The organism is Phycicoccus sp. Root101, from assembly GCF_001426245.1.
GTDB lineage: Bacteria > Actinomycetota > Actinomycetes > Actinomycetales > Dermatophilaceae > Pedococcus.
Window position 1 is genome coordinate 341,506 of sequence record NZ_LMCM01000001.1, and the last position, 20,055, is coordinate 361,560.

18 protein-coding genes are annotated in these 20,055 nt (G+C 72.4%); 6 read left to right on the plus strand and 12 right to left on the minus strand.

The genetic code is table 11. The features are described 5' to 3' along the window. Positions 1 to 69: 69 nt before the first annotated feature. Complete coding sequence (locus ASC58_RS01525; RefSeq protein ID WP_056918162.1) at positions 70 to 2,073, minus strand: TIGR03960 family B12-binding radical SAM protein; 2,004 nt, start codon at positions 2,071 to 2,073, stop codon at positions 70 to 72. A gap of 58 nt (positions 2,074 to 2,131) precedes the next feature. Here ASC58_RS01525 and ASC58_RS01530 point away from each other — a divergent pair, with 58 nt between their 5' ends. The 3 genes from ASC58_RS01530 to ASC58_RS01535 all read left to right on the plus strand — a co-directional run bounded on the left by ASC58_RS01530 (position 2,132) and on the right by ASC58_RS01535 (position 3,540). Further along, positions 2,132 to 2,695: a hypothetical protein gene (locus ASC58_RS01530; RefSeq protein ID WP_056918163.1), complete on the plus strand. Its 564-nt coding sequence runs from the start codon at positions 2,132 to 2,134 to the stop codon at positions 2,693 to 2,695. A gap of 78 nt (positions 2,696 to 2,773) precedes the next feature. Beyond that, on the plus strand, positions 2,774 to 2,902 hold the full coding sequence (locus ASC58_RS21770) for a hypothetical protein (protein ID WP_255353202.1): 129 nt from the start codon (positions 2,774 to 2,776) through the stop codon (positions 2,900 to 2,902). Positions 2,903 to 2,946: 44 nt separating this feature from the next. Further along, positions 2,947 to 3,540, plus strand: coding sequence for a protein-L-isoaspartate O-methyltransferase (locus ASC58_RS01535; protein ID WP_255353203.1), 594 nt, complete (start codon positions 2,947 to 2,949; stop codon positions 3,538 to 3,540). Between the two features lie 124 nt (positions 3,541 to 3,664). Here the strand turns inward: ASC58_RS01535 and ASC58_RS01540 are convergent, their stop codons facing one another. From ASC58_RS01540 to rimP, 9 genes are all read right to left on the minus strand, one after another. Next, a complete protein-coding gene (locus ASC58_RS01540) occupies positions 3,665 to 5,527 on the minus strand; it encodes a long-chain fatty acid--CoA ligase (protein ID WP_056918164.1) in 1,863 nt (620 codons plus the stop codon). A 109-nt stretch (positions 5,528 to 5,636) separates the two neighbouring features. Then, positions 5,637 to 6,815 (minus strand): rod shape-determining protein RodA, encoded by a 1,179-nt coding sequence (gene rodA / locus ASC58_RS01545; RefSeq protein WP_082552833.1) that lies wholly within the window; start codon positions 6,813 to 6,815, stop codon positions 5,637 to 5,639. Then, positions 6,779 to 7,741, minus strand: a complete 963-nt coding sequence (locus tag ASC58_RS01550; RefSeq protein WP_056918439.1) for a bifunctional riboflavin kinase/FAD synthetase — start codon at positions 7,739 to 7,741, stop codon at positions 6,779 to 6,781. Before ASC58_RS01550 ends, rodA begins: the two co-directional genes overlap by 37 nt. Before the next feature lie 10 nt (positions 7,742 to 7,751). Beyond that, on the minus strand, positions 7,752 to 8,666 hold the full coding sequence (truB, locus tag ASC58_RS01555) for a tRNA pseudouridine(55) synthase TruB (protein ID WP_056915069.1): 915 nt from the start codon (positions 8,664 to 8,666) through the stop codon (positions 7,752 to 7,754). Then, entirely contained in the window at positions 8,653 to 9,162 is a 510-nt protein-coding gene (rbfA, locus tag ASC58_RS01560; RefSeq protein WP_056915070.1) for a 30S ribosome-binding factor RbfA, read from the minus strand. Before rbfA ends, truB begins: the two co-directional genes overlap by 14 nt. 182 nt (positions 9,163 to 9,344) lie before the next feature. Beyond that, positions 9,345 to 12,275, minus strand: a complete 2,931-nt coding sequence (infB, locus tag ASC58_RS01565; RefSeq protein WP_056918165.1) for a translation initiation factor IF-2 — start codon at positions 12,273 to 12,275, stop codon at positions 9,345 to 9,347. A gap of 154 nt (positions 12,276 to 12,429) precedes the next feature. Continuing rightward, a complete protein-coding gene (locus ASC58_RS20400) occupies positions 12,430 to 12,795 on the minus strand; it encodes a YlxR family protein (protein WP_369796179.1) in 366 nt (121 codons plus the stop codon). Positions 12,796 to 12,806: 11 nt separating this feature from the next. Further along, a complete protein-coding gene (gene nusA, locus ASC58_RS01570; RefSeq protein ID WP_082552835.1) occupies positions 12,807 to 13,967 on the minus strand; it encodes a transcription termination factor NusA in 1,161 nt (386 codons plus the stop codon). Positions 13,968 to 13,969: 2 nt separating this feature from the next. Continuing rightward, positions 13,970 to 14,575, minus strand: a complete 606-nt coding sequence (gene rimP, locus ASC58_RS01575; RefSeq protein ID WP_056918166.1) for a ribosome maturation factor RimP — start codon at positions 14,573 to 14,575, stop codon at positions 13,970 to 13,972. A 102-nt stretch (positions 14,576 to 14,677) separates the two neighbouring features. Between rimP and ASC58_RS01580 the strand changes: the two genes are divergently transcribed. The 3 genes from ASC58_RS01580 to ASC58_RS01590 all read left to right on the plus strand — a co-directional run bounded on the left by ASC58_RS01580 (position 14,678) and on the right by ASC58_RS01590 (position 17,639). Further along, a complete protein-coding gene (locus tag ASC58_RS01580; protein ID WP_056918167.1) occupies positions 14,678 to 15,700 on the plus strand; it encodes a DUF4439 domain-containing protein in 1,023 nt (340 codons plus the stop codon). Continuing rightward, complete coding sequence (locus tag ASC58_RS01585) at positions 15,697 to 16,656, plus strand: aminoglycoside phosphotransferase family protein (RefSeq protein ID WP_056918168.1); 960 nt, start codon at positions 15,697 to 15,699, stop codon at positions 16,654 to 16,656. Before ASC58_RS01580 ends, ASC58_RS01585 begins: the two co-directional genes overlap by 4 nt. Positions 16,657 to 16,760: 104 nt before the next feature. Next, a complete protein-coding gene (locus ASC58_RS01590) occupies positions 16,761 to 17,639 on the plus strand; it encodes an LLM class F420-dependent oxidoreductase (RefSeq protein WP_056915075.1) in 879 nt (292 codons plus the stop codon). Between the two features lie 7 nt (positions 17,640 to 17,646). On the opposite strand, the gene ASC58_RS01595 is transcribed toward ASC58_RS01590, so the two are convergent. Together ASC58_RS01595 and ASC58_RS01600 are read right to left on the minus strand one after the other, a co-directional pair. Then, positions 17,647 to 18,342 (minus strand): response regulator, encoded by a 696-nt coding sequence (locus tag ASC58_RS01595; protein WP_056918440.1) that lies wholly within the window; start codon positions 18,340 to 18,342, stop codon positions 17,647 to 17,649. Beyond that, positions 18,335 to 19,912, minus strand: coding sequence for a sensor histidine kinase (locus ASC58_RS01600; protein ID WP_235529046.1), 1,578 nt, complete (start codon positions 19,910 to 19,912; stop codon positions 18,335 to 18,337). Before ASC58_RS01600 ends, ASC58_RS01595 begins: the two co-directional genes overlap by 8 nt. Positions 19,913 to 20,055: the final 143 nt, after the last annotated feature.

A 20,055-nucleotide genomic window follows, 5' to 3' on the forward strand; every position in this document is an offset into this window, starting at 1 on the left:
GCTGGGCAGCTGAGCTGACGCAACGGCACGCCTCCCCATGTGTCCGGGGAGGCGTGCCGTTGCAGCGACTCAGTGCGTGTGCGACTCCAGCATGGCCTGACGTCCCGAACCCAGGACGGTGAGCGGCAGCAGGGTCTTGCCGGTCGGCCCGACCTCGATGTCGGTGCCCATCTGGGGGCAGACACCGCAGTCGAAGCACGGGGTCCAGCGGCAGTCGTCCACCTCGGTCTCGTCGAGGGCGTCCTGCCAGTCGGCCCAGAGCCACTCCTTGTCGAGCCCCGAGTCGATGTGGTCCCAGGGCAGCACCTCGGACTCACCGCGGTCGCGGGTGGTGTACCAGGCGACGTCGACGGGCAGGTCCGCGAGGGCGCTCTCCGCGGCGGTCATCCAGCGCTCGTAGGAGAAGTGCTCGCTCCACCCGTCGAACCGGCCACCGTCGCGCCACACCTGCTCGATGACCTTGCCGACGCGCCGGTCACCACGGGACAGCAGTCCTTCGACGATGCCGGGCTTGCCGTCGTGGTAACGGAATCCGATCGACGAGCCGTAGCGGCGGTCGGACCGGATCGCCTCGCGCAGCTTGGCCAGTCGGGCGTCGGTCTCCTCGGCGCCGAGCTGACCGCACCACTGGAACGGCGTGTGCGGCTTGGGCACGAACCCACCGATCGAGACGGTGCAGCGGATGTCGCGACGACCGCTGACCTGGCGACCGGTCTCGATGACCTTCTTGGCGAGCTCCGCGATCTGGAGCACGTCCTCGTCGGTCTCGGTCGGGAGGCCGCACATGAAGTAGAGCTTCACCTGTCGCCACCCCGCGCCGTACGCGGCGGCGACGGTGCTGATGAGGTCCTCTTCGGACACCATCTTGTTGATCACCTTGCGGATCCGCTCGCTGCCGCCCTCGGGGGCGAAGGTGAGGCCGGAGCGGCGACCGTTGCGGGTCAGCTCGTTCGCGAGGTCGATGTTGAACGCGTCGACCCGGGTCGAGGGCAGCGACAGGCCCGTCTGGGTGCCGTCGTAGCGGTCGGCCAGGCCCTTGGTGATGTCCGCGATCTCGGAGTGGTCCGCCGAGCTCAACGACAGCAGGCCGACCTCCTCGAACCCCGTCGCCGCCAGCCCGCGCTCCACCATCTCGCCGATGCCGGTGATGCTTCGCTCCCGCACCGGACGCGTGATCATGCCGGCCTGGCAGAAGCGGCAACCGCGGGTGCACCCCCGGAAGATCTCGACGGACATGCGCTCGTGGACCGACTCCGCGAGCGGCACGAGCGGCTGCTTCGGGTAGGGCCACGCGTCGAGGTCCATGACGGTGTGCTTCGACACCCGCCACGGGACACCGGTCGCGTCGGCGGACGGGGCGACGCGCTGGATGCGGCCGTCGGGCAGGTAGGACACGTCGTACAGAGACGGGACGTACACACCGCCGGTCCGGGCCAGGCGCAGCAGCAGCTCCCGGCGACCACCCGGCATACCCTGCGCCTTCCAGGCGCCGATCAGGTCGGTGACCGCGAGCACCGCCTCCTCGCCGTCACCGACGATGGCGGCGTCGACGAAGTCGGCGATCGGCTCGGGGTTGAACGCGGCATGGCCGCCGGCGATGACCAGCGGGTCCTCGTCGGTGCGGTCGACCGCGTGCAGGGGGATGCCCGCGAGGTCGAGTGCCGTGAGCATGTTGGTGTAGCCGAGCTCGGTCGAGAACGACATGCCCAGCACGTCGAAGTCGCGGATGCTGCGGTGGGCGTCCACGGTGAACTGGGGCACGCCCTGCTCACGCATGAGGGCCTCGAGGTCCGGCCACACGGCATACGTGCGCTCGGCGAGGGCGTCCGTCCGCTCGTTGAGCACCTCGTACAGGATCATGACGCCCTGGTTGGGCACCCCGACCTCGTACGCGTCGGGGTACATGAGGGCCCAGCGCGTGGTCAGGGCTTCGCCGCCGGGCCCGAAGCCGCCGCAGTCCCAGTCCTTGACGGTGGAGTTCAGCTCGCCCCCGACGTACTGGATGGGCTTGCTGACCTGCTCGAGCAGCGGCTCGAGGCGGGCGAAGACTGAGGTGCCTGGGGTGTCGGTCATGGTGTGACAAGGGTAACCGCGCAGGCCGCCACCACCGAAAACGACGAGACTCGGGGGCATGGCACCGCCCCCGACCCCCGGTCCCCTCCCCGGCCTCCCCCGCGCCTGGGGTGTGACGGAGCAGGAGTGGGCCACCCCGCTGCCGTGCGACGAGGGCACCGGGCCGGGCTGGGTGCGGCTGATGCGCGGGGTGTCCTCCTCGGCGCCCCCGGAGGCCGTCTGGCCCTGGCTGTGCATGATGCGGGTCGCGCCCTACTCCTACGACTGGGTCGACAACCTCGGTCGCCGGAGCCCGCGCACCCTCGACCCGGCGCTCACCGAGCTGCGCCCCGGGCAGGTCGTGGCGACGGTGTTCAGGCTCGAGTCCTTCGTCCCCGGTCAGAGCCTCACGATGACGATGCGCACGGGGCGCGCCACGTCCGCGTTCGGAGACGTGCGGGCCACGTATGCCGTGTGGCCGGCTCCCGGCGGAGGCAGCCGCATCGTGGGCGTCATGCACTGCGCACCGCGGCACTCGGCCCTTCGGCGGGTCAGTGGGGTGGCCCTCGACTGGGGCGACCTGGTCATGATGCGCAAGCAGCTGCGGACGTTCGCCGCGCTGGCCGAGGGCGCGACCGGCTGAGGAGGTGGGTTCCGGGGCCGCGTCCGGCGTCGCACCGGTCTCAGGGTCTTCTCAGCGCCGGAACCTAACCTGTCGCCCATGCGCGCCTCGACGGTCCGGCTGGTGGCAGCCTTTGCCCTGCTCTTCGTGGTCGCGCTCGCGACCCACACGATCGGCCCCGGGCCGGACGGGCCGAGCCCGACCAGCCACCACGCCGCCCGACGGTGACCTGAGCCGACCCGCACCGAGCCACCTCGTCGCATACTGGAGGGGTGGCGAGCGCGCACGAGCGCGTCGCGGCTGCGCTGGAGGCGATGCCGCGGGTCCGGTTCCTGCCCCGTGACCAGGTGGCCCGTGCCGGGCAGGACACACCGCTGCCCATCGGTCACGGTCAGACCAACAGCCAGCCGACCACGGTCCGCCAGGTGCTCGAGCTCCTCGACGTCCACGAGGGCGACACCGTCCTCGACGTGGGTTCCGGCTCGGGGTGGACCACGGCCCTCCTGGCGCACCTGACCGGCCCGACCGGCTCGGTCGTGGGCGTGGAGCGGGTGCCTGCCCTCGTGACCGTGGGTGCGGCACACCTGGCCGACGCGGGCGTGCCGTGGGCGCGCGTGGAGCCCGCCGCGCCCGGTGTCCTGGGACGCCCCTCAGAGGGCCCCTACAACCGGATCCTCGTGTCGGCGCAGGCCAGCCGGCTGCCCCACGAGCTCGTCGCCCAGCTCGCCCCTGAAGGCGTCCTCGTCGTCCCCGTGCGTGGCCGCATGCTCCGTGTGCGCGCCATCGGCGCGGACCTGGTCGTCGAGGAGCACGGCTGGTACCGCTTCGTGCCGCTCGTCGAGGACCGCGCCCCCACCAGCCGCTGAGAGCGCCACCGCCGGGCGGCGTGCGTCGGGCCACGCCGGTCAGCCCGTGCACGCGCGACGCCCCGTCCACCCAGGGGTGGACGGGGCGTCGGCAGAGGGGCCTACCTCGCAGGGACGGGCGGGCTCAACCGGTGTAGTGCGCGTCGAGCACCGTCTGGTACTTCTCGCTGACCGCCTTGCGGCGCAGCTTCAGGCTGGGCGTGAGGTCGCCGTCCTCGATCGTCAGGTCGTGGTCGAGGATCGTGAACTTCTTGATCTGCTCCCAGCGGTTGAGGTTCACGTTGAGGGTGTCGACGTAGACCTGCACCATGTTGTGCGCCTCCTTCGACGTCACGATCTGCCGGTACGACCCGGAGACGCCGTGGTTGGCGGCCCAGTCCTGGATGGCCTCGGGGTCCAGCGTGACCAGTGCGGTGACGAAGTTGTGGTCGGCGCCGTAGACCATGAACTGGCTGACGTAGGGGCAGATGCCCTTGAAGGTCGACTCGATCATCGACGGCGCGACGTACTTGCCGCTCGAGGTCTTGAAGAAGTCCTTCTTGCGGTCGGTGATCTTGAGGTAGCCGCGGTCGTCGAGCTCCCCGATGTCACCGGTGTGCAGCCAGCCGTCGGCGTCCTTGGTCTCCGCCGTCTCGTCGGGCTTGTTGTGGTAGCCCTGCATGACGCCGGGGCCGCGCAGCAGGACCTCGCCGTCCTCGGCGATCCTCGCCTCCGTACCGGGCAGGGCCCAGCCCACGGTGCCGATCTCGTTGGAGGACGGGCGGTTCACGAAGGAGGCGGCACTCGTCTCGGTGAGCCCGTACCCCTCGAGGATGGTCAGCCCGATCGAGTCGAACCAGTTCGCGATGTCGTGGTTGAGGGCCGCGGACCCCGAGATGAAGAACCGGATGCGCCCACCGAACCGGCTGCGCACCTTGTGCAGCACCAGCTTGTCGGCCAGCGCCAGCTTGCTCGCGAGCATGCCGGTCGGCTTCTCCCCACGGGCCCGCATGGCGGCGACGTCGCGCCCCACGCTCACCGACCAGACGAACAGCTTCTCCTTGAGCCCACCCTCCTTGGCCATCATCGTCGTGATCCGGCCGTAGGCCTTCTCGAAGATCCGGGGGGCGGCACCCATGAACGTCGGCTGCACCACGGCGAGGTTGTCGACGATCTTGTCGACCCGACCGTCGATCGCGGTCGGGAAGCCGACCTGCAGCGGCAGCGTCAGCAGGACCTTGCCGAAGACGTGGGCCAGCGGCAGCCAGAGGTACTGCAGGTCGTCGCTGCGCAGGATGCCGATGGCGTCCACGGCGGCGGCCTCGTAGACCCAGGCGTCGTGGGTGAGGCGCACGCCCTTGGGGCGACCGGTGGTACCCGAGGTGTAGATGATCGTGGCCAGCTGGTCCGGGTGCAGCGCGTCGATGCGGTCGTCGACGACGGAGGGGTTCGTGGCGAGCAGCCCGACACCCATCTCCTCCAGCTCGTCGAGACCGATCACCCAGTCACCGTCCGGGGTGCCGGTGAACGTCACCACCCGGGCGACGTCCGGCATGTCGACCCGCCGGTCGCGCAGCTTGGCCACCTGCTCGTCGTCCTCGGCGAAGACGACCAGGCTGCCGGAGTTCGCCGCGATGTACGAGACGTCGGGCGCGATCGTCGTGGGGTAGATCGTCGTGGTGGCACCGCCGGCGCACATGACCGCGAGGTCGGTCAGGGCCCACTCGTAGCGGGTGGAGGAGGCGATCGCGACCCGGTCCTCGGGGCTTACACCGAGGGCGATGAGCCCGGCGGCCAGGCGGTAGGCACGCTCGCGGACCTCGGTCCAGGTCACCGACTTCCACGTCTGCGTCCGCCCTCCCTCGGCGAAGCGGAACGCCTCCGCATCCGGGCTCTTCGCGACGCGGTCACGGAACAGGTGGGCGACGCTCTGGGCGCGACCCTCGATGACGGCGGTGTTCACGTGCTCGTCCAGGGCGGTGGTGCGGTGCTGCGTGTTGGTCGGCATGACCTTCCTCGGCTCGGCGGGGTGGGTTGCCGTGGATAGTGCCACGCCACTTCACCGAGTGGGGCCGATCAGGCGCGATTGTGCCCGAATGGCCACTGCGGGCCAGTGGTCACCGGGGGCGGCTGGACAGGTGCACGTTGTTGACCAGCCCGATCGCCAACCAGCAGGCGAACATGGACGAACCGCCATACGAGAGGAACGGCAGGGGCAACCCGGTGACCGGGGTGAGGCCGAGGTTCATGCCGACGTTCTCGAACACCTGGAAGAGCAGCCAGGTCGCCACGCCGATCGCCATCAGCCGGCCGAAGGCGTCCTGGGCACGGGTCGCCACGAGGACCGCGCGCAGGACGACGAACCCGAGCAGCACGAGCAGCCCGGCCGCCCCCACGAAGCCGAGCTCCTCCCCCGCGACGGAGAACACGAAGTCGGTCTGCTGGAACGGGATGAACCCACCCTGGGTCTGGTGACCCTCGAACAGCCCCTGCCCCTGCCAGCCGCCCGAACCGATCGCGATCCGCACCTGACGGGTCTGGTACCCGATCCCCTGGGGGTCGGCCTGGGGGTCGACGAAGGCGGTCAGGCGGTCGCGCTGGTAGGCACTGAGCACGGGGGTCGTGAGCGCCACCACGACCGCCGCCGCGACCAGACCGACCGCCAGGGCCAGCCACCGCTTCGGGGTGCCGGCGACGGCGACCACACCCAGGGCCAGCGCCGCGAGGACGAGGGCCGAGCCGAGGTCGGGTTGGAGCAGCACGAGCCCCACGGGGACGGCGGCCACGGCCACCGCCAGGAGCAGGTCGCGGACGGTCGGCTCGGCACCGCGGTCGAGGCGCTCACCGAGGATGATGGCCAGGCCCAGGCAGAGCGCCGCCTTGGCGAACTCCGACGGCTGCACGGAGAACCCGCCCGGCAGCAGGATCCACGAGTGCGACCCGTTCACCGTCGACCCCACCGGGGTGAGGACGAGCAGCAGCCCCCCGACCGACACGAGGTAGAGCAGGGGGGCCAGCGCGCGCAGCAGCTGGTGCCCCATCCGGGTCACCAGGGCCGCGATGGTCAGGCCCACCGCCGTGGTGAACAGGTGCCGGACCAGGTATGCCGCCCCGGCCTCCTGCCGGGTCGCGGACCACACGAGCAGGGCCCCCACGAGTGACAGACCTAGGGCGGCGATGACCAGGCCCCAGTCGCTGCGGGCCCACAGCGAGGCTCCCCCGCTGGCCCTCGACCAGAACCCGCCCCGGCGGGAGGCGGTCAGGACGGGACGATCGAGGCCAGGACCTGTCGGCACTTCTCGATGTCCCCGGCCATGGCCTCCAGCAGCTCTTCGATGGACTCGAAGCGCAGCGTCGGGCGGATGTGCTCCACGAACTCCACGGTGACCTGCTCGTCGTAGAGGTCGAGGTCGGTGCGGTCGAGGACGTAGGCCTCGACGGTGCGGACGGTGCCGTCGAAGGTCGGGTTGGTGCCGACCGAGACGGCGCACGGCAGGGTGCGCTCGGGGTCCTGGGTGGCCAGCCCGGTGCGGGTCAGCCAGCCGGCGTAGACGCCGTCCGCAGGGACGAGGCCCAGCGAGTCGTCGGACAGGTTCGCGGTCGGGTACCCCAGCTCGCGGCCACGGTGCGCGCCGTGGACCACCGTGCCGGTCATCCGGTGCGGTCGACCGAGGATCCCGGCAGCGGCCGCGACCTCACCGGCCGCCAGGTGGCGGCGCACGGCCGAGGACGACCAGCGCTCCCCCTCGCCGAGGTCGTCGAGGACGACGACGTCGAAGCCGTGGGTGGCGCCGAGCTCGCGCAGGGTGCCGACGTCGCCGGTGTAGCCGCGGCCGAACCCACGCGCGTCGGCGCCGACGACGAGCGCGGCGACACCGAGGGTGTCGACGAACGTGCGGACGATGAACTCCTCCGCGGTCTGCTCGGCGAACTCGCGGGTGAAGTCGAGCACCAGCAGGCCGTCGAGCCCGGTCTCTGCGAGGAGCTCGTCGCGCAGCCGGCCGGGGGCGATGAGCTCCAGCCCACCCTCGGGGTGGAAGATCTCGGCCGGGTGGGGGTCGAAGGTGACGGCCACGCTCGGCAGGCCGCGGCGCGTTCCCTCCTCGACCAGCCGGCTCAGCACGGCGCGGTGACCGAGGTGGACCCCGTCGAAGTTGCCGAAGGTCGCCACGCTGCGTCGCAGCGAGTCAGGGGTCTGGGCGGGGTCGGTCCAGCGGTGCACGGAGGACACTCTACGAACCCGCGGGGGCGAACACGACGTGCGACCTGGCTTTGTGACCGGACTCATCGAGCATCGCGACCAGGGTGCCGTCGGGGGCGAAGGCCGCCACGGGCTCGGTGCGGCCCGGCTCGGCGGAGTCGATGCGCTGGCCGAAGCCGATCGTGCGCGCCTGCTCCTCGCTCAGCTCGCGCACGGCGAACTGCGCGCGAGCAGCGTCGGCGAGCACCGTGACCGGCACCTCCTCGGGCGAGTCGAGCCGGCCGAGGTCCTCCAGGGTGTGGGCCCGGTCCAGGGTGAACGCCCCGACGCGCGTGCGGCGCAGGGCGGTGAGGTGGCCCCCGACACCGAGGGCGACGCCGAGGTCGCGGGCGAGTGCGCGCACATAGGTGCCCGAGCTCACCGTCACCTCCACGTCGACGTCGAGCACGGGTGTGCCGTCGGCGTCGGCGGGACGGGTCGCGACCACCACGAACCGGCTGACCGTCGCCGGTCGGGCGGGGAGCTGGACGTCCTCGCCGGCGCGGACGCGGTGGTAGGACCGCTGGCCGTCGACCTTGATGGCCGAGACGCTGCTCGGCACCTGCTGGATGTCTCCCGTGAGCTGGGCGACCGCGGCCCCCAGCGCCTCCGGGGTGACGCCGTCGGCCGCGGCCGAGGTGGTGACCTCGCCCTCGGCGTCGTCGGTGATCGTGGCCTGTCCGAGCCGGATGGTGGCGGTGTAGTCCTTGTCGCAGCCGACGAGGAAGGTCAGCAGCTTGGTCGCCCGGCCGATGCCGAGGACGAGGACGCCTGTGGCCATCGGGTCGAGGGTCCCGGCGTGACCGACCTTGCGGGTGCCGCACAGGCGTCGGCCGCGGCCCACGACGTCGTGGCTGGTCCAGCCGGCGGGCTTGTCGACGACCAGGAGGCCGTCAGGCGCGGGCATCCGACGCCGTGCCGTCCTCGGTCAGACCGCCCGTGTCGCTGTCGTCGCTGTCGGCCTCGTCGCCCACGGGAGCGTCGTCCTCGTCCTTGCGGTACGGGTCGGCCTCCCCCGCGTACGTCGCACCGGCAGCGGCGGCCGCCACGGCGGCGTCGCGCTCCTTGGCCTCGCGCAGCAGCTCCTCGAGGTGCGAGGCGGTCTCCGGGATGGCGTCGGCGAAGAAGTCCAGGCTCGGCGTCAGGCGGATCTTGATCTGCTGGCCGACGAACGAGCGCAGCCGGCCCTTGTTCTTCTCGAGCAGGGCCGCGGTCCGCGCGCGCTGGGCCTCGTCACCGAAGACGGTGTAGAAGACCGATGCGTGCTGGAGGTCACCGGTGACGCGGACGTCGGTGATGGTGATGAAACCGAGGTCGGGGTCCTTGACGATCGACACGACGTTGGCCGCGATGAGGACCTTGATGCGGTCGGCGATCTTGCGGGCGCGTCCGGTGTCAGCCACGAGCGGTCTCCTTGCTGGGAATCGGTGGGGCGGAGGCGAAGCTGGATGGTGGCGCGCCGCACCGTGAGAGAGCTTGTGAGAGGTGCAAGCGCCGTCATCCAGCGAAGCCGCGGGCGACGTCACCGTCGCCCAGTGAGGCCGGGGGCGACCGTTGGGCCGCCCCCGGCTCACGCTGCATACGATCAGGCGCGCGGCTTCTCGCGCATCTCGTACGTGGCGATGAGGTCGCCGAGCTGGAGGTCGTTGTACGACCCCAGGTTGATACCGCACTCGAAGCCCTCGCGGACCTCGGTGACGTCGTCCTTGAACCGGCGCAGGCCGGCGATCTCGACGTTCTCAGAGACGACGACGCCGTTGCGGGTGATCCGGGCGCGGGTGCCGCGCTTGATCTCGCCGCTGCGGACGATCGATCCGGCGATGTTGCCGAACTTGCTGGAGCGGAAGATCTCGCGGATCTCGGCGGTGCCGAGCTCCACCTCCTCGAACTCCGGCTTGAGCATGCCCTTGAGCGCTGCCTCGATCTCCTCGATGGCCTGGTAGATCACCGAGTAGTAGCGGATCTCGACGCCCTCGCGCTCGGCGTAGTCAGCGTTCTGGCCCTCGGCCCGGACGTTGTAGCCGATGATGATGGCGTCGGACGCCATCGCGAGGTTGATGTTGTTCATCGTGATCGCACCGACGCCGCGGTCGATGATCCGCAGGTCGACCTCGTCGCCCACGTCGATCTGCAGGAGCGCGTCCTCGAGCGCCTCGACAGAACCGGACACGTCGCCCTTGAGGATGAGGTTGAGCGTCTCGACCTTGCCGGCCGCGAGCGCCTCGTTGAGGTCCTCGAGGGAGATGCGCTTGCGGGCCTTGGCCAGGGAGGCCTGGCGGTCGGCAGCTTCGCGCCGCTCGGCGATCTGACGGGCCGTGCGGTCGTCCGGGGCCACCACGAAGGTGTCACCGGCGCGCGGGACCGAGGACAGACCGAGCACCTGCACGGGACGGGACGGACCCGCCTCCTTGAGGTTGTTGCCGTGCTCGTCGAGCATCGCGCGGACGCGGCCGTAGGCCGAACCCGTGACGATGGCGTCACCGACGTGCAGGGTGCCGGCCTGGACCAGCACCGTGGCCGTGGCGCCACGGCCACGGTCGAGGTTGGCCTCGATCGCGACACCGCGGGCGTCGCGGTCGGCGTTGGCGCGCAGGTCGAGCGCGGCGTCGGCGGTGAGCAGGACGGCCTCGAGGAGGGCGTCGATGTTCTGCCCGGCCTTGGCCGACACGTCGACGAACATCGTCTCGCCGCCGTACTCCTCGGCCACCAGGTTGTACTCGGTGAGCTGCTGGCGGACCTTGGACGGGTTCGCACCCTCGACGTCGATCTTGTTCACCGCGACCACGATCGGGACGTCCGCAGCCTGGGCGTGGTTGAGCGCCTCGATGGTCTGCGGCATCACGCCGTCGTCGGCCGCGACCACGAGGATCGCGATGTCGGTGACCTTCGCACCACGGGCACGCATGGCGGTGAACGCCTCGTGACCCGGGGTGTCGATGAAGGTGATCGGACGGTCGACGCCCTCGTGCATCTTGTGCACCTGGTAGGCACCGATGTGCTGCGTGATGCCACCGGACTCGCCACCGGCGACGTCCTCGTTGCGGATGGCGTCGAGCAGGCGGGTCTTTCCGTGGTCGACGTGACCCATGACGGTCACGACCGGCGGACGGGCCTCGAGGTCCTCGTCGTCCTCACCCTCGATACCCGTCTCCAGGTCGATGTTGAAGGCGTCGAAGAGCTCCTTCTCCTCCTCCTCGGGGGAGACGACCTCGATGTTGTAGCCGAGCTCGACACCGAGCAGCTTGAAGGTGTCCTCGTCCAGCGACTGGGTGGCCGTGGCCATCTCGCCGAGGTGGAAGAGCACCGTCACCAGCGCGCCGGGGTTGGCGTTGATCTTGTCGGCGAAGTCGCTGAGCGACGAGCCGCGACGGACCCGGATGAGGGTCGTGCCGTTGCCGCGGGGCACGCTGACGCCACCGAGCGACGGCGCCTGCATCTGCTCGAACTCCTGGCGCTTCGCACGCTTGGACTTGCGGCCACGGACCGGACGACCGCCACCGCGACCGAACGCACCCGCGGTCGAGCCGCGACCTGCGCCACCGCGGAAGCCACCGCCACCGGGGCGACCGGCGAAACCGCCACCACCTGCACCGGCACCGGGACCACCGGGGCCACGACCAGCGGCACCGGGACCACCGGGGCCACGGGCGCCGCCACGGGCGGGACGCTCCCCGGGACGACCGACCGCACTGCGGTCGGGCATCATGCCCGGGCTCGGACGGGGACCGCCGGGACGGGGTCCGCCCGGGCCGGCGGTGCCGCCGGGACGCGGGCCGGCAGCACCAGCGCCGCCGGGGCGGCTCTGCGGGCGCGGCATGCCCTGCGACGGGGCGAACGGGTTGTTGCCGGGACGCGTGGACTCGCGCGGGCCACCCTCGCGGGTGCCGCCCTCACGAGTGCCGCCGTCACGACCGGTGCGCATGCCCTGGCTGGGCGCGAACGGGTTGTTGCCGGGGCGCGGGGCACCCGGGCGGGGGGCGGACGACTGGCCACCGGGGCGCGGCGCGGAGCCGGGGCGGGGTGCCGACGGGGCGCCACCCTGCCTGTCGCTGTCGCGGGCGGACTGCACGTCGGCCTTGGCAGCCGGCGCCGCGGGGGCCGCGGGGGCCGCGGGGGCCGCCGGGGCCGGAGCCGCGGGGGTCGCCTTGGCGGCCGGAGCTGCCGGCGCGGGGGCCTGGGCAGCAGGTGCGGCAGCCGGGGCCGGTGCGGCGGGAGCTGCGGGAGCAGCCTGTGCCGCCGGGGCGGCGGGCTCGGCAGGAGCCTGCTTCGCCGGGGCCGGCGGGGTGGGGGCTGCCGGAGCGGCAGGTGCGGCAGCAGCCGGCTTGGCCGGTGCAGCCTTGGCGGCCGGGGACTTCTTGTCCTCCGGGAAGGTCTCCGTCGCCTTGCGGACGACGGGGGCCTCGATGGTCGAGCTGGCGGTCTTGACGTACTCGCCGATGCTGTTGAGGTGGGCGATCAGCGTCTTGCTGTCGGTGCCGAGCTCTTTGGCGAGCGCGCTTACACGGACCTTGGCCACGTTTCTCCTGTTCCTGGTCCGTGCCAGGACAGGCGCGGACCGTCGTTACTGCTGGGGGGAGCTCATTGCTGAGTTCTCATCGGGTGCTCATCAGCGGTCAAACCCACTCTCTGTTACGAGTCATGGTCGGTTCCCATAGCGATGGACGGTTGGTTCAAAGGGTGTTCGACGGCTGGTCTGGACCTCGGTCGTCGACCAACCCTCGAACGTGTGCTGCGACGGCTTCGGGGCCGGCCGTGGCGCCGACACGCAGCGCTCGACCGAACGCCCGTCGGCGTAGGGCCTGCTCGAGGCAGTCGCCCGTGGGGTGCAGCCATGCGCCACGCCCCGGCAGGCGGCGCCACGGATCCGGCACCAACCGGGTCTCCCCGGCCTCGTCCTTCTCCGCGACCACTCGCAGGAGTGCCGACCAGCTATCCGTCCCGCGGCACCCCACACACGTCCGGACGGGAGTCCGGGGCGTCGTGCGGGTGGTGTCGTCCTGTGCTGCGGGCTGGGGTCCAGTCCGGTCGGTCACCACCAGTCTATCCCCTACCGGCGCCCGGGTGCGTCATCCGGACCGCGGCGGGGGGCCCCGGAGCCCCCTCGCGGAGCACCGCCACCAGCGGTCCCAGCGTCACCACCAGCCCCGGTGGTGCCGTCTGCCTGGGTGTCGGGGCGGATGTCGATGCGCCAGCCGGTGAGCTTGGCGGCGAGCCGGGCGTTCTGGCCCTCCTTGCCGATGGCCAGGGAGAGCTGGTAGTCGGGGACGATGACGCGGGCCGACCGCAGCTGCGGGTCGACGATCTCGACCGACTCGACCCGCGAGGGCGACAGGGCCGCCGCGACGAACGTCCGGGCGTCGTCGGAGTAGTCGACGATGTCGATCTTCTCGCCGTGCAGCTCGGTCATCACCGCGCGCACCCGGGCGCCCATGGGGCCGATGCAGGCACCCTTGGCGTTGAGCCCGGCCACCTTGGAGTGGACGGCGATCTTCGTGCGGTGCCCCGCCTCGCGGGCCAGCGCCGCGATCTCGACGGAGCCGTCGGCGATCTCGGGCACCTCGAGCGCGAACAGCTTGCGCACGAGGTTGGGGTGGGTGCGGGACAGACCGATCTGTGGGCCCTTGGGGCCGCGGCGCACCGAGACCACGAAGCAGCGCAGGCGCTCGCCGTGCACGTACTTCTCGCCCGGCACCTGCTCGGACAGGGGGAGGATCCCCTCGACGGTGCCGAAGTCCACGGTGACGTGGCGCGGGTCCGGGCTCTGCTGGATGACGCCGGCGACGACGTCGCCCTCGCGGCCCTTGAAGTCGCCCATGATGGCGTCGTCCTCGAGGTCGCGCAGTCGCTGCACGATGACCTGGCGGGCCGTGGCGGCGGCGATGCGACCGAACCCCGTGGGGGTGTCGTCGAACTCGGGACCGAACTCGCGGACCGGTCGCTCGGGTGCGCGGACGGGTGCCGTGGCCTCGGCGTCGTCGCCGGGCTCCTCGACGGGCGGCCCCACCGGCTCGGGGGCGGGCAGCTCCTCCTTGGCCCAGACGACGACGTGACCGGTCTTGCGGTCCAGCTCGACGCGGGCGTTGCGGTAGGAGTCGTCGGTGCGGTGGTAGGCCACCAGCAGGGCCTGCTCGATCGCGGGGATGAGGATGTCGAGGGAGATGTCGCGCTCGCGCTCGAGCGCCCTCAGGGCAGCAAGGTCGATGTCCATGGTCAGTTCTCCTCGGTGTCGTCGTCGATGTCGTCGCCGTCGGCGAGGTCGTCGTCATGCTGGTCGTCGTGCAGGTCACCGGCCAGGTCCTCACCGGTACCCGCGGGGCGCGAGAACTCGACCTCGACCACGGCCCGGGCGATCGCGGCATACGCGAGCTCGACGGCCCGGGCGGGGGTCTTCTTCGCGGCGGGCACCTCGACGGTGACCACGTCCGGCCCGGCGCTGACGACGCGGCCGGTCACGGCGGGGCCCTCGAGCGGGGTGAGGGTGACCAGCCGGGTGACGTTGCGGCGGAAGTGGCGCGGCTCGGTGAGCGGTCGGTCCACCCCGGGCGAGGTGACCTCGAGGGTGTACGGCTGCTCCCCCATCGCGTCGGTCTCGTCGAGGGCCTCGCTCACCGCACGGGTCGCGTCGGCGACCTCGTCGAGGGTGAGGGGGGCGGTGACGGTCGTGGTGGCGTCGGCCGACTCGGGCAGGGCCCGGTCGATCCAGATGCGGACGAGCCGGCGCTTCCCGGCCGGCGTCACGGCGACGTCCTCCACGAGCAGCCCGAGTGCCGCGAGGGGCCCGTCGACTGCGGGACGAATCTGGTCCTTGACGCTCAACTGACTCGTCCTCTCTGAAGTTTGGTGGTCGTGCGGGGCCCACTCTATCCACGCGGGGAGCGGCACGCATGCCAGCGCCGACCCACGTGGCAGGATCGGCGCATGCCCGAGGACCGCACCGGTGTGCCGCCGTTCCCGACCCGGCACCTGACCCGGCGCACCGTCCTCGGCGCGGGCCTGCAGGTCGGGGGCGCGGCCGTCCTCGGGGCATCCCTGGCAGGGTGCGGGATCCGGCTCGAGGACGACGCCCCGCGGCTCCCAGGGCTGCCCACCCGGCAGCCCGTCGCCGGTGAGCCCTTCCTCCTGCTCCTGCGCCAGCACTGCACCGACCTCGCGGCCGAGGCCCAGGCCCTCGGCGGTCCTGCCAAGGGCCTTCCGGCGCGGCTCGCCGTGCTGCACCGTCAGCAGGCCGCCGTCCTGGAGACCGAGCTGCAGCGCCTCGGGGTGCCCCGCACCGTCCTGGACGCACCCGTGGCGACGGCCACCCCGGGAGCCACCGGGACCACCTCCACGGCCCCGGCCACGACCGCCACCGGTTCGGGCGCGGCCGGGCCAGCCACGCTCGCGGCCTCGGAGGCCACCGACCTCGGGCCCTCCGCCATCGCCGCCCTCGCCCGGGTCGTGCCCGGGACCGTGCCCCTGGCCGGTTCGGTGCTCGCCCAGCGGGCCGCCGCAGCCACGCTGCTCGGCCAGCCGGCGACCTGGCCCGACCCGACCTGGTCCGAACCGTCGCTGGCGGCGTCCTACCTCGACAGCACCCGCGCCGCGGCCTACGCCTTCGAGGTCGTGGCCGCACAGTCCCCCGAGGGCGCCCAGCACACCCTGGCCCTGACCACCCTCGGCACGTTGAGGGCCAGGGCCAGCCAGCAGGAGTCCCTCGCCGGCGACGCCGCGACACCACCCGCCCTCGGGTACCCCCTGCCGTTCACCGTGACGACCCCCGCAACGGCCCGAGCCCTGGCCGTCCGGGTGCTGACCGACCTCCGCGCAGCCGTGGCCCGCGAGCTGGGCTCCGCGGGCGGCGACGTCGGACCGCTCGGCGCGGTCGTGCAGTGGCTGGCCGACACCGAGGTGCTCGCCTCCCGCTGGGGGGTCGCGCTCGCACCCTTCCCCGGCCTGACGTGAGCCCGGGCCGCCCGCTCCGCACGGAGGACGCCGGGGCCCTGGTGCCGGCCGGGTTCCGGACCTCTGTCGGGCAGTTCTCCGCCCAGGACGGAGGCGTCCGCGGTCCGTCGGGCGCGGACTGGGCCGACCGCCTCCCCCGCCTGCTCGCCGAGGTCCTCGCCGACTGGGACCTCGAGCTCGCCGGCGAACCGAGGACGGGCTGGACCGCCCTGGTCGTGCCCGTCCGCCGCGACGGCGTGCCGCTCGCCCTCAAGCTGGTCTGGCCGCACATCGAGGCACGGGACGAACCCCTGGTCCTGCGCCACTGGGACGGCCGCGGGGCGGTACGCCTCGTCGCCGCCGACCCCGGTCGCGGCGCACTCCTGCTCGAGGCCCTCGACGCCACCCGTGACCTCGAGTCCGTCGAGGTCGACACCGCCTGCGCCGTGGCGGGCGGGGTGCTCGCGCAGCTGCACCGGCCGGCCCCGGCGGGGCTGCGGTCCCTGTCGGACTTCGCCCGTGACCAGATCGGCAAGCTCGAGGCCGCACAGGGGCTGCTGCCGCGCCGGATGGTCGAACGCACGGCTGGCCTCGTGCGCGAGCTCACCTCCGAATCCGCCTGCGACGCAACGCTCGTGCACACCGACCTGCACTACCGCAACGTCCTGCACAGCCTCCCCGGCTCCGACCGTCCCGACTGGCTGGCCATCGACCCGCACCCCATGGCGGGCCACCCGGGGTTCGAGGTCCAGCCCCTGCTGCGCAACCGCGTCGACGAGCTGGGGACCGGGTCGACGTTCCGCTACCTCGTCCGTCGTCGCCTCGAGATCGTCTGCGAGGTCGCCGGGATCGACGAGGACGAGGCCCTGGCCTGGACGTACGTGCACACCGCCATGGAGGCTCGCTGGGCGGCGGGTGGTGACGACACCCGCGGGGTGTCGTTCAACATCGCCCTGCTCAAGGCGCTCGACGGCTGACGCCCGCGGCGCCCAGCCGTGCCTGATCGCCCAGCCCGCGACGGTGTGCCGCAGGGCCCGGTCCCCGACGAGCAGATCGTGGGTGGGCGTTGCAGACTGCAAGCATGCGCTTCGGATTCCACTTCCTCGACTTCACCCTCCCTGACGGCCCGGCGTCCTACGCCCCGGCCCTGCGCTCGACCGCGGCTGCCGCCGAGGCCGCCGGCGCCTCCTGGTTCACCGTGATGGACCACTACTTCCAGATGGAGTTCTTCCGGACGGCCCACGACCCGATGCTCGAGGCCTACGCCACCCTCGGCTTCCTCGCCGGCGTCACCGAGAAGGTCAAGCTCGGCACCGTGGTGACGGGTGTGACCTACCGCCACCCGGGGCTGCTCGCCAAGATCGGGACGACCCTCGACGTGCTCAGTGGCGGCCGGGCCTTCATGGGCATCGGTGCTGCCTGGTACGAGCGCGAGCACAAGGCCCTCGGCGTTCCCTACCCGCCGTTGGCGGAGCGGTTCGAGCGGCTCGAGGAGGCCCTGCAGATCATCCGCCAGATGTGGAGCGAGGACGAGGGCCCGTTCGAGGGCAAGCACTACCAGCTCGCCGAGACGATCAACGTCCCTGCGAACCTCAGTCGCCCGCACCCGCCCATCGTCATCGGCGGCAGCGGCGAGAAGAAAACGCTGCGCCTCGTCGCGCAGTACGCCGACGCCACCAACCTCATCGTCTCCGGGACCGAGGAGCTGGCCCACAAGCTCGACGTCCTGCGCCGCCACTGCGACGACCTCGGCCGCGACTACGACTCGATCGAGAAGACGGTCATGGGCCCGCAGGGCGACCCGCTCGACGACGTCGACGGCTTCCTGCGGCTGGCCCAGGAGTATGCCGACCTGGGCGTCCAGCACATCCACCTGCGGGCGATGGCCCCCGACCCCGCGGCCGCCGTGACGGCGTTCGGCGAGCGGGTGGCGCCGCGTCTGGCGGAGATCGGCGGCTGACGCCCGGTCACCCGACCCAGCGGTACTCGACCTCGGGACGACCCTGTCCGACGTAGCGGGACCGTCGTGCGACGACCCTTGTCTCGCACAGGAACTCGGCATACCTGCGAGCGGTGACGCGACTGACGCCGAGCTCCGTACCGAGCTCGGTCGCCGACCACCCGGAGTCCGCAGTCGCGTCGCGCAGGGCGCGGGTCACCCGGCCGAGCAGGTCCTCGCTCATCCCCTTCGGCAGGGACGTCCGCGTGGTCGGCCGGGCGCCGGCGAGGAGCTCGTCGACCTCGGCCTGGCTGTCCACGCGGTCGGTGGCGGGGAGCTGGCGCCGGTACGCGGCATACGCCTCGAGCCGGTCGCGCAGGGTGGCGAACACGAACGGCTTGAGCAGGTACTGCACCACGCCCAACGACACCGCACCCCGCACGACCTCGAGGTCGCGCGCCGAGGTGACGGCGATGACGTCCGCCCGGTGACCGGCGGCGCGCATCGCCCGGATCACGTCGAGACCGTGCCCGTCGGGCAGGTTCATGTCGAGCAGGACCACGTCCACGGCCCCGTTCTGGAGCGCCCGCAGGGCCGCCTTCGCGGTGCCGGCGGTCGCCACCACCTCGAACCCGTCGACGCGCCCCACGTATGCCGCGTGGGCCTCGAGCGCGACCGGCTCGTCCTCGACGACGAGGACCCGGAGGGCGGTCGCGTCAGGCACCTGCGCCACCGGTGAGGGGAAGGCGGACCGTGAACACCGCGCCGGGGCCGCCGTCGACGGACAGCGATCCGCCGAGCCGGCCCACCACCTGGGCCACGAGGGCCAGGCCGATGCCGCGACGGCCTTCGCCGCCCTGGTCCTTCGTCGAGACCCCGCGCTCGAACGCCCTCGCCACGGCGCCGGGCGGCAGCCCGGGGCCGGTGTCGGCGACCGTGAGGACCAGGTCGCTCCCGTCGCGCCTCGTGTCGACCCGCACCTGCCGCTCGCCAGGGTGACCCGTCACGGCGTCGAAGGCGTTGTCGATGAGGTTGCCGACGATGGTCACGACGTCGCGCGCGGGGAGCGCGTCGACCGGCCACACCGCTCCCTCGTCGATGCGCAGGTCGATGCCGCGCTCCCCCGCCTCGGCCGCCTTGCCGAGCAGCAGGGCCGACAGGGCCGGCTCCTCGATGCCGGCGACCACCCGGTCGGTCAGCAGCTGGGACAGCTCGAGCTCCTCGGTCGCGAACGCCAGCGCTCGCTCGGGGTGGCCCAGCTCGATGAGGGAGACGATGGTGTGCAACCGGTTGGCCGACTCGTGCGCCTGCGACCGCAGCGCCTCCGTCAGCCCTCGCGCCGAGTCGAGCTCGCCGGTCAGGTGCTCGAGGTCGGTCCGGTCCCGAAGCGTGGCGACCTGGCCGAGCACCCGTCCCTCCCAGCGCGCCGGCGCCGTGTTGAGCACGAGGACGCGGGCCGCCGTCACGTGCAGCTCGTCGCCGCGGGGGGTCTCGTCCGTCAGCGCTGCCACGAGCGGCTCGGACAGGTCGAGCTCGTCCACCCGTCGCCCCACCGCACCGTCACCGAGGCCGAGCAGCCGGACCGCCTCGTCGTTGACCAGCCGCAGGCGCCCGTCCCGGTCGATCAGCAGCAGGCCCTCCGTGACCGCGTGCAGGACCGCGTCGTAGTACTCGACCATCTCCCGCAGCTGCCGCTCCCCGAGCCCATGGGTCTGCCGTCGGACCCGGCGCGCCACGAGCGCCGTGGCCAGGCCGGTGAGGACGGCGGCGGCCACACCGGCAGCGAGCAGGGCGACCAGCTGGCCCTCCAACCGCTGGCTCACCACGGCGTTGCGGATGCCGACCGCGACCAGGCCGACGACGGGCGCGTCGGGAGCATCGCTCGCGCGCACCGCGACGACCGCGCGCCGTGAGGCTCCGAGCGACCCGGTGTAGTCCTCGACCACCGTGCCACCCGCCTGGGCGTCCTCGATGTGACCGACGAACTTCTTCCCGATGAGCGACGTGTCCGGGTGGGAGTAACGAATTCCGTTGGGGCTCATGATGACGACGAAGTCGGTCTCGGTCCGGCGGCGGACGTCCTCGGCGAACGGCTGCAGCACACCAGCCCGGTCGTCGTCCTTCACGGCGGCGACGACGTCCGGGCTGCTGGCGACCGTCCGCGCCACTGCGAGGGCGCGCGCCGTCGCCTCCTGCGTGCCCGCCCGCCGTGCCTGCGCGAACGCGGCGCCGGTGCCGATGCCCACCACGAGCAGCGCCACGAGCACCTGCAGGGCGAACGTCTGACCTGCCACGCTCCAGCGCGCCGGTGAGCTGGCCCACCGCCGCCGGCTCAGCGCCATACCCGCGCCGTCGGGTGACCGAGGCGCCGGCCCGCCGGGGCGACACGTCGGAACTCAATGAACACAAGGGTGACCCTAGTCACTCCGCTCGGCAT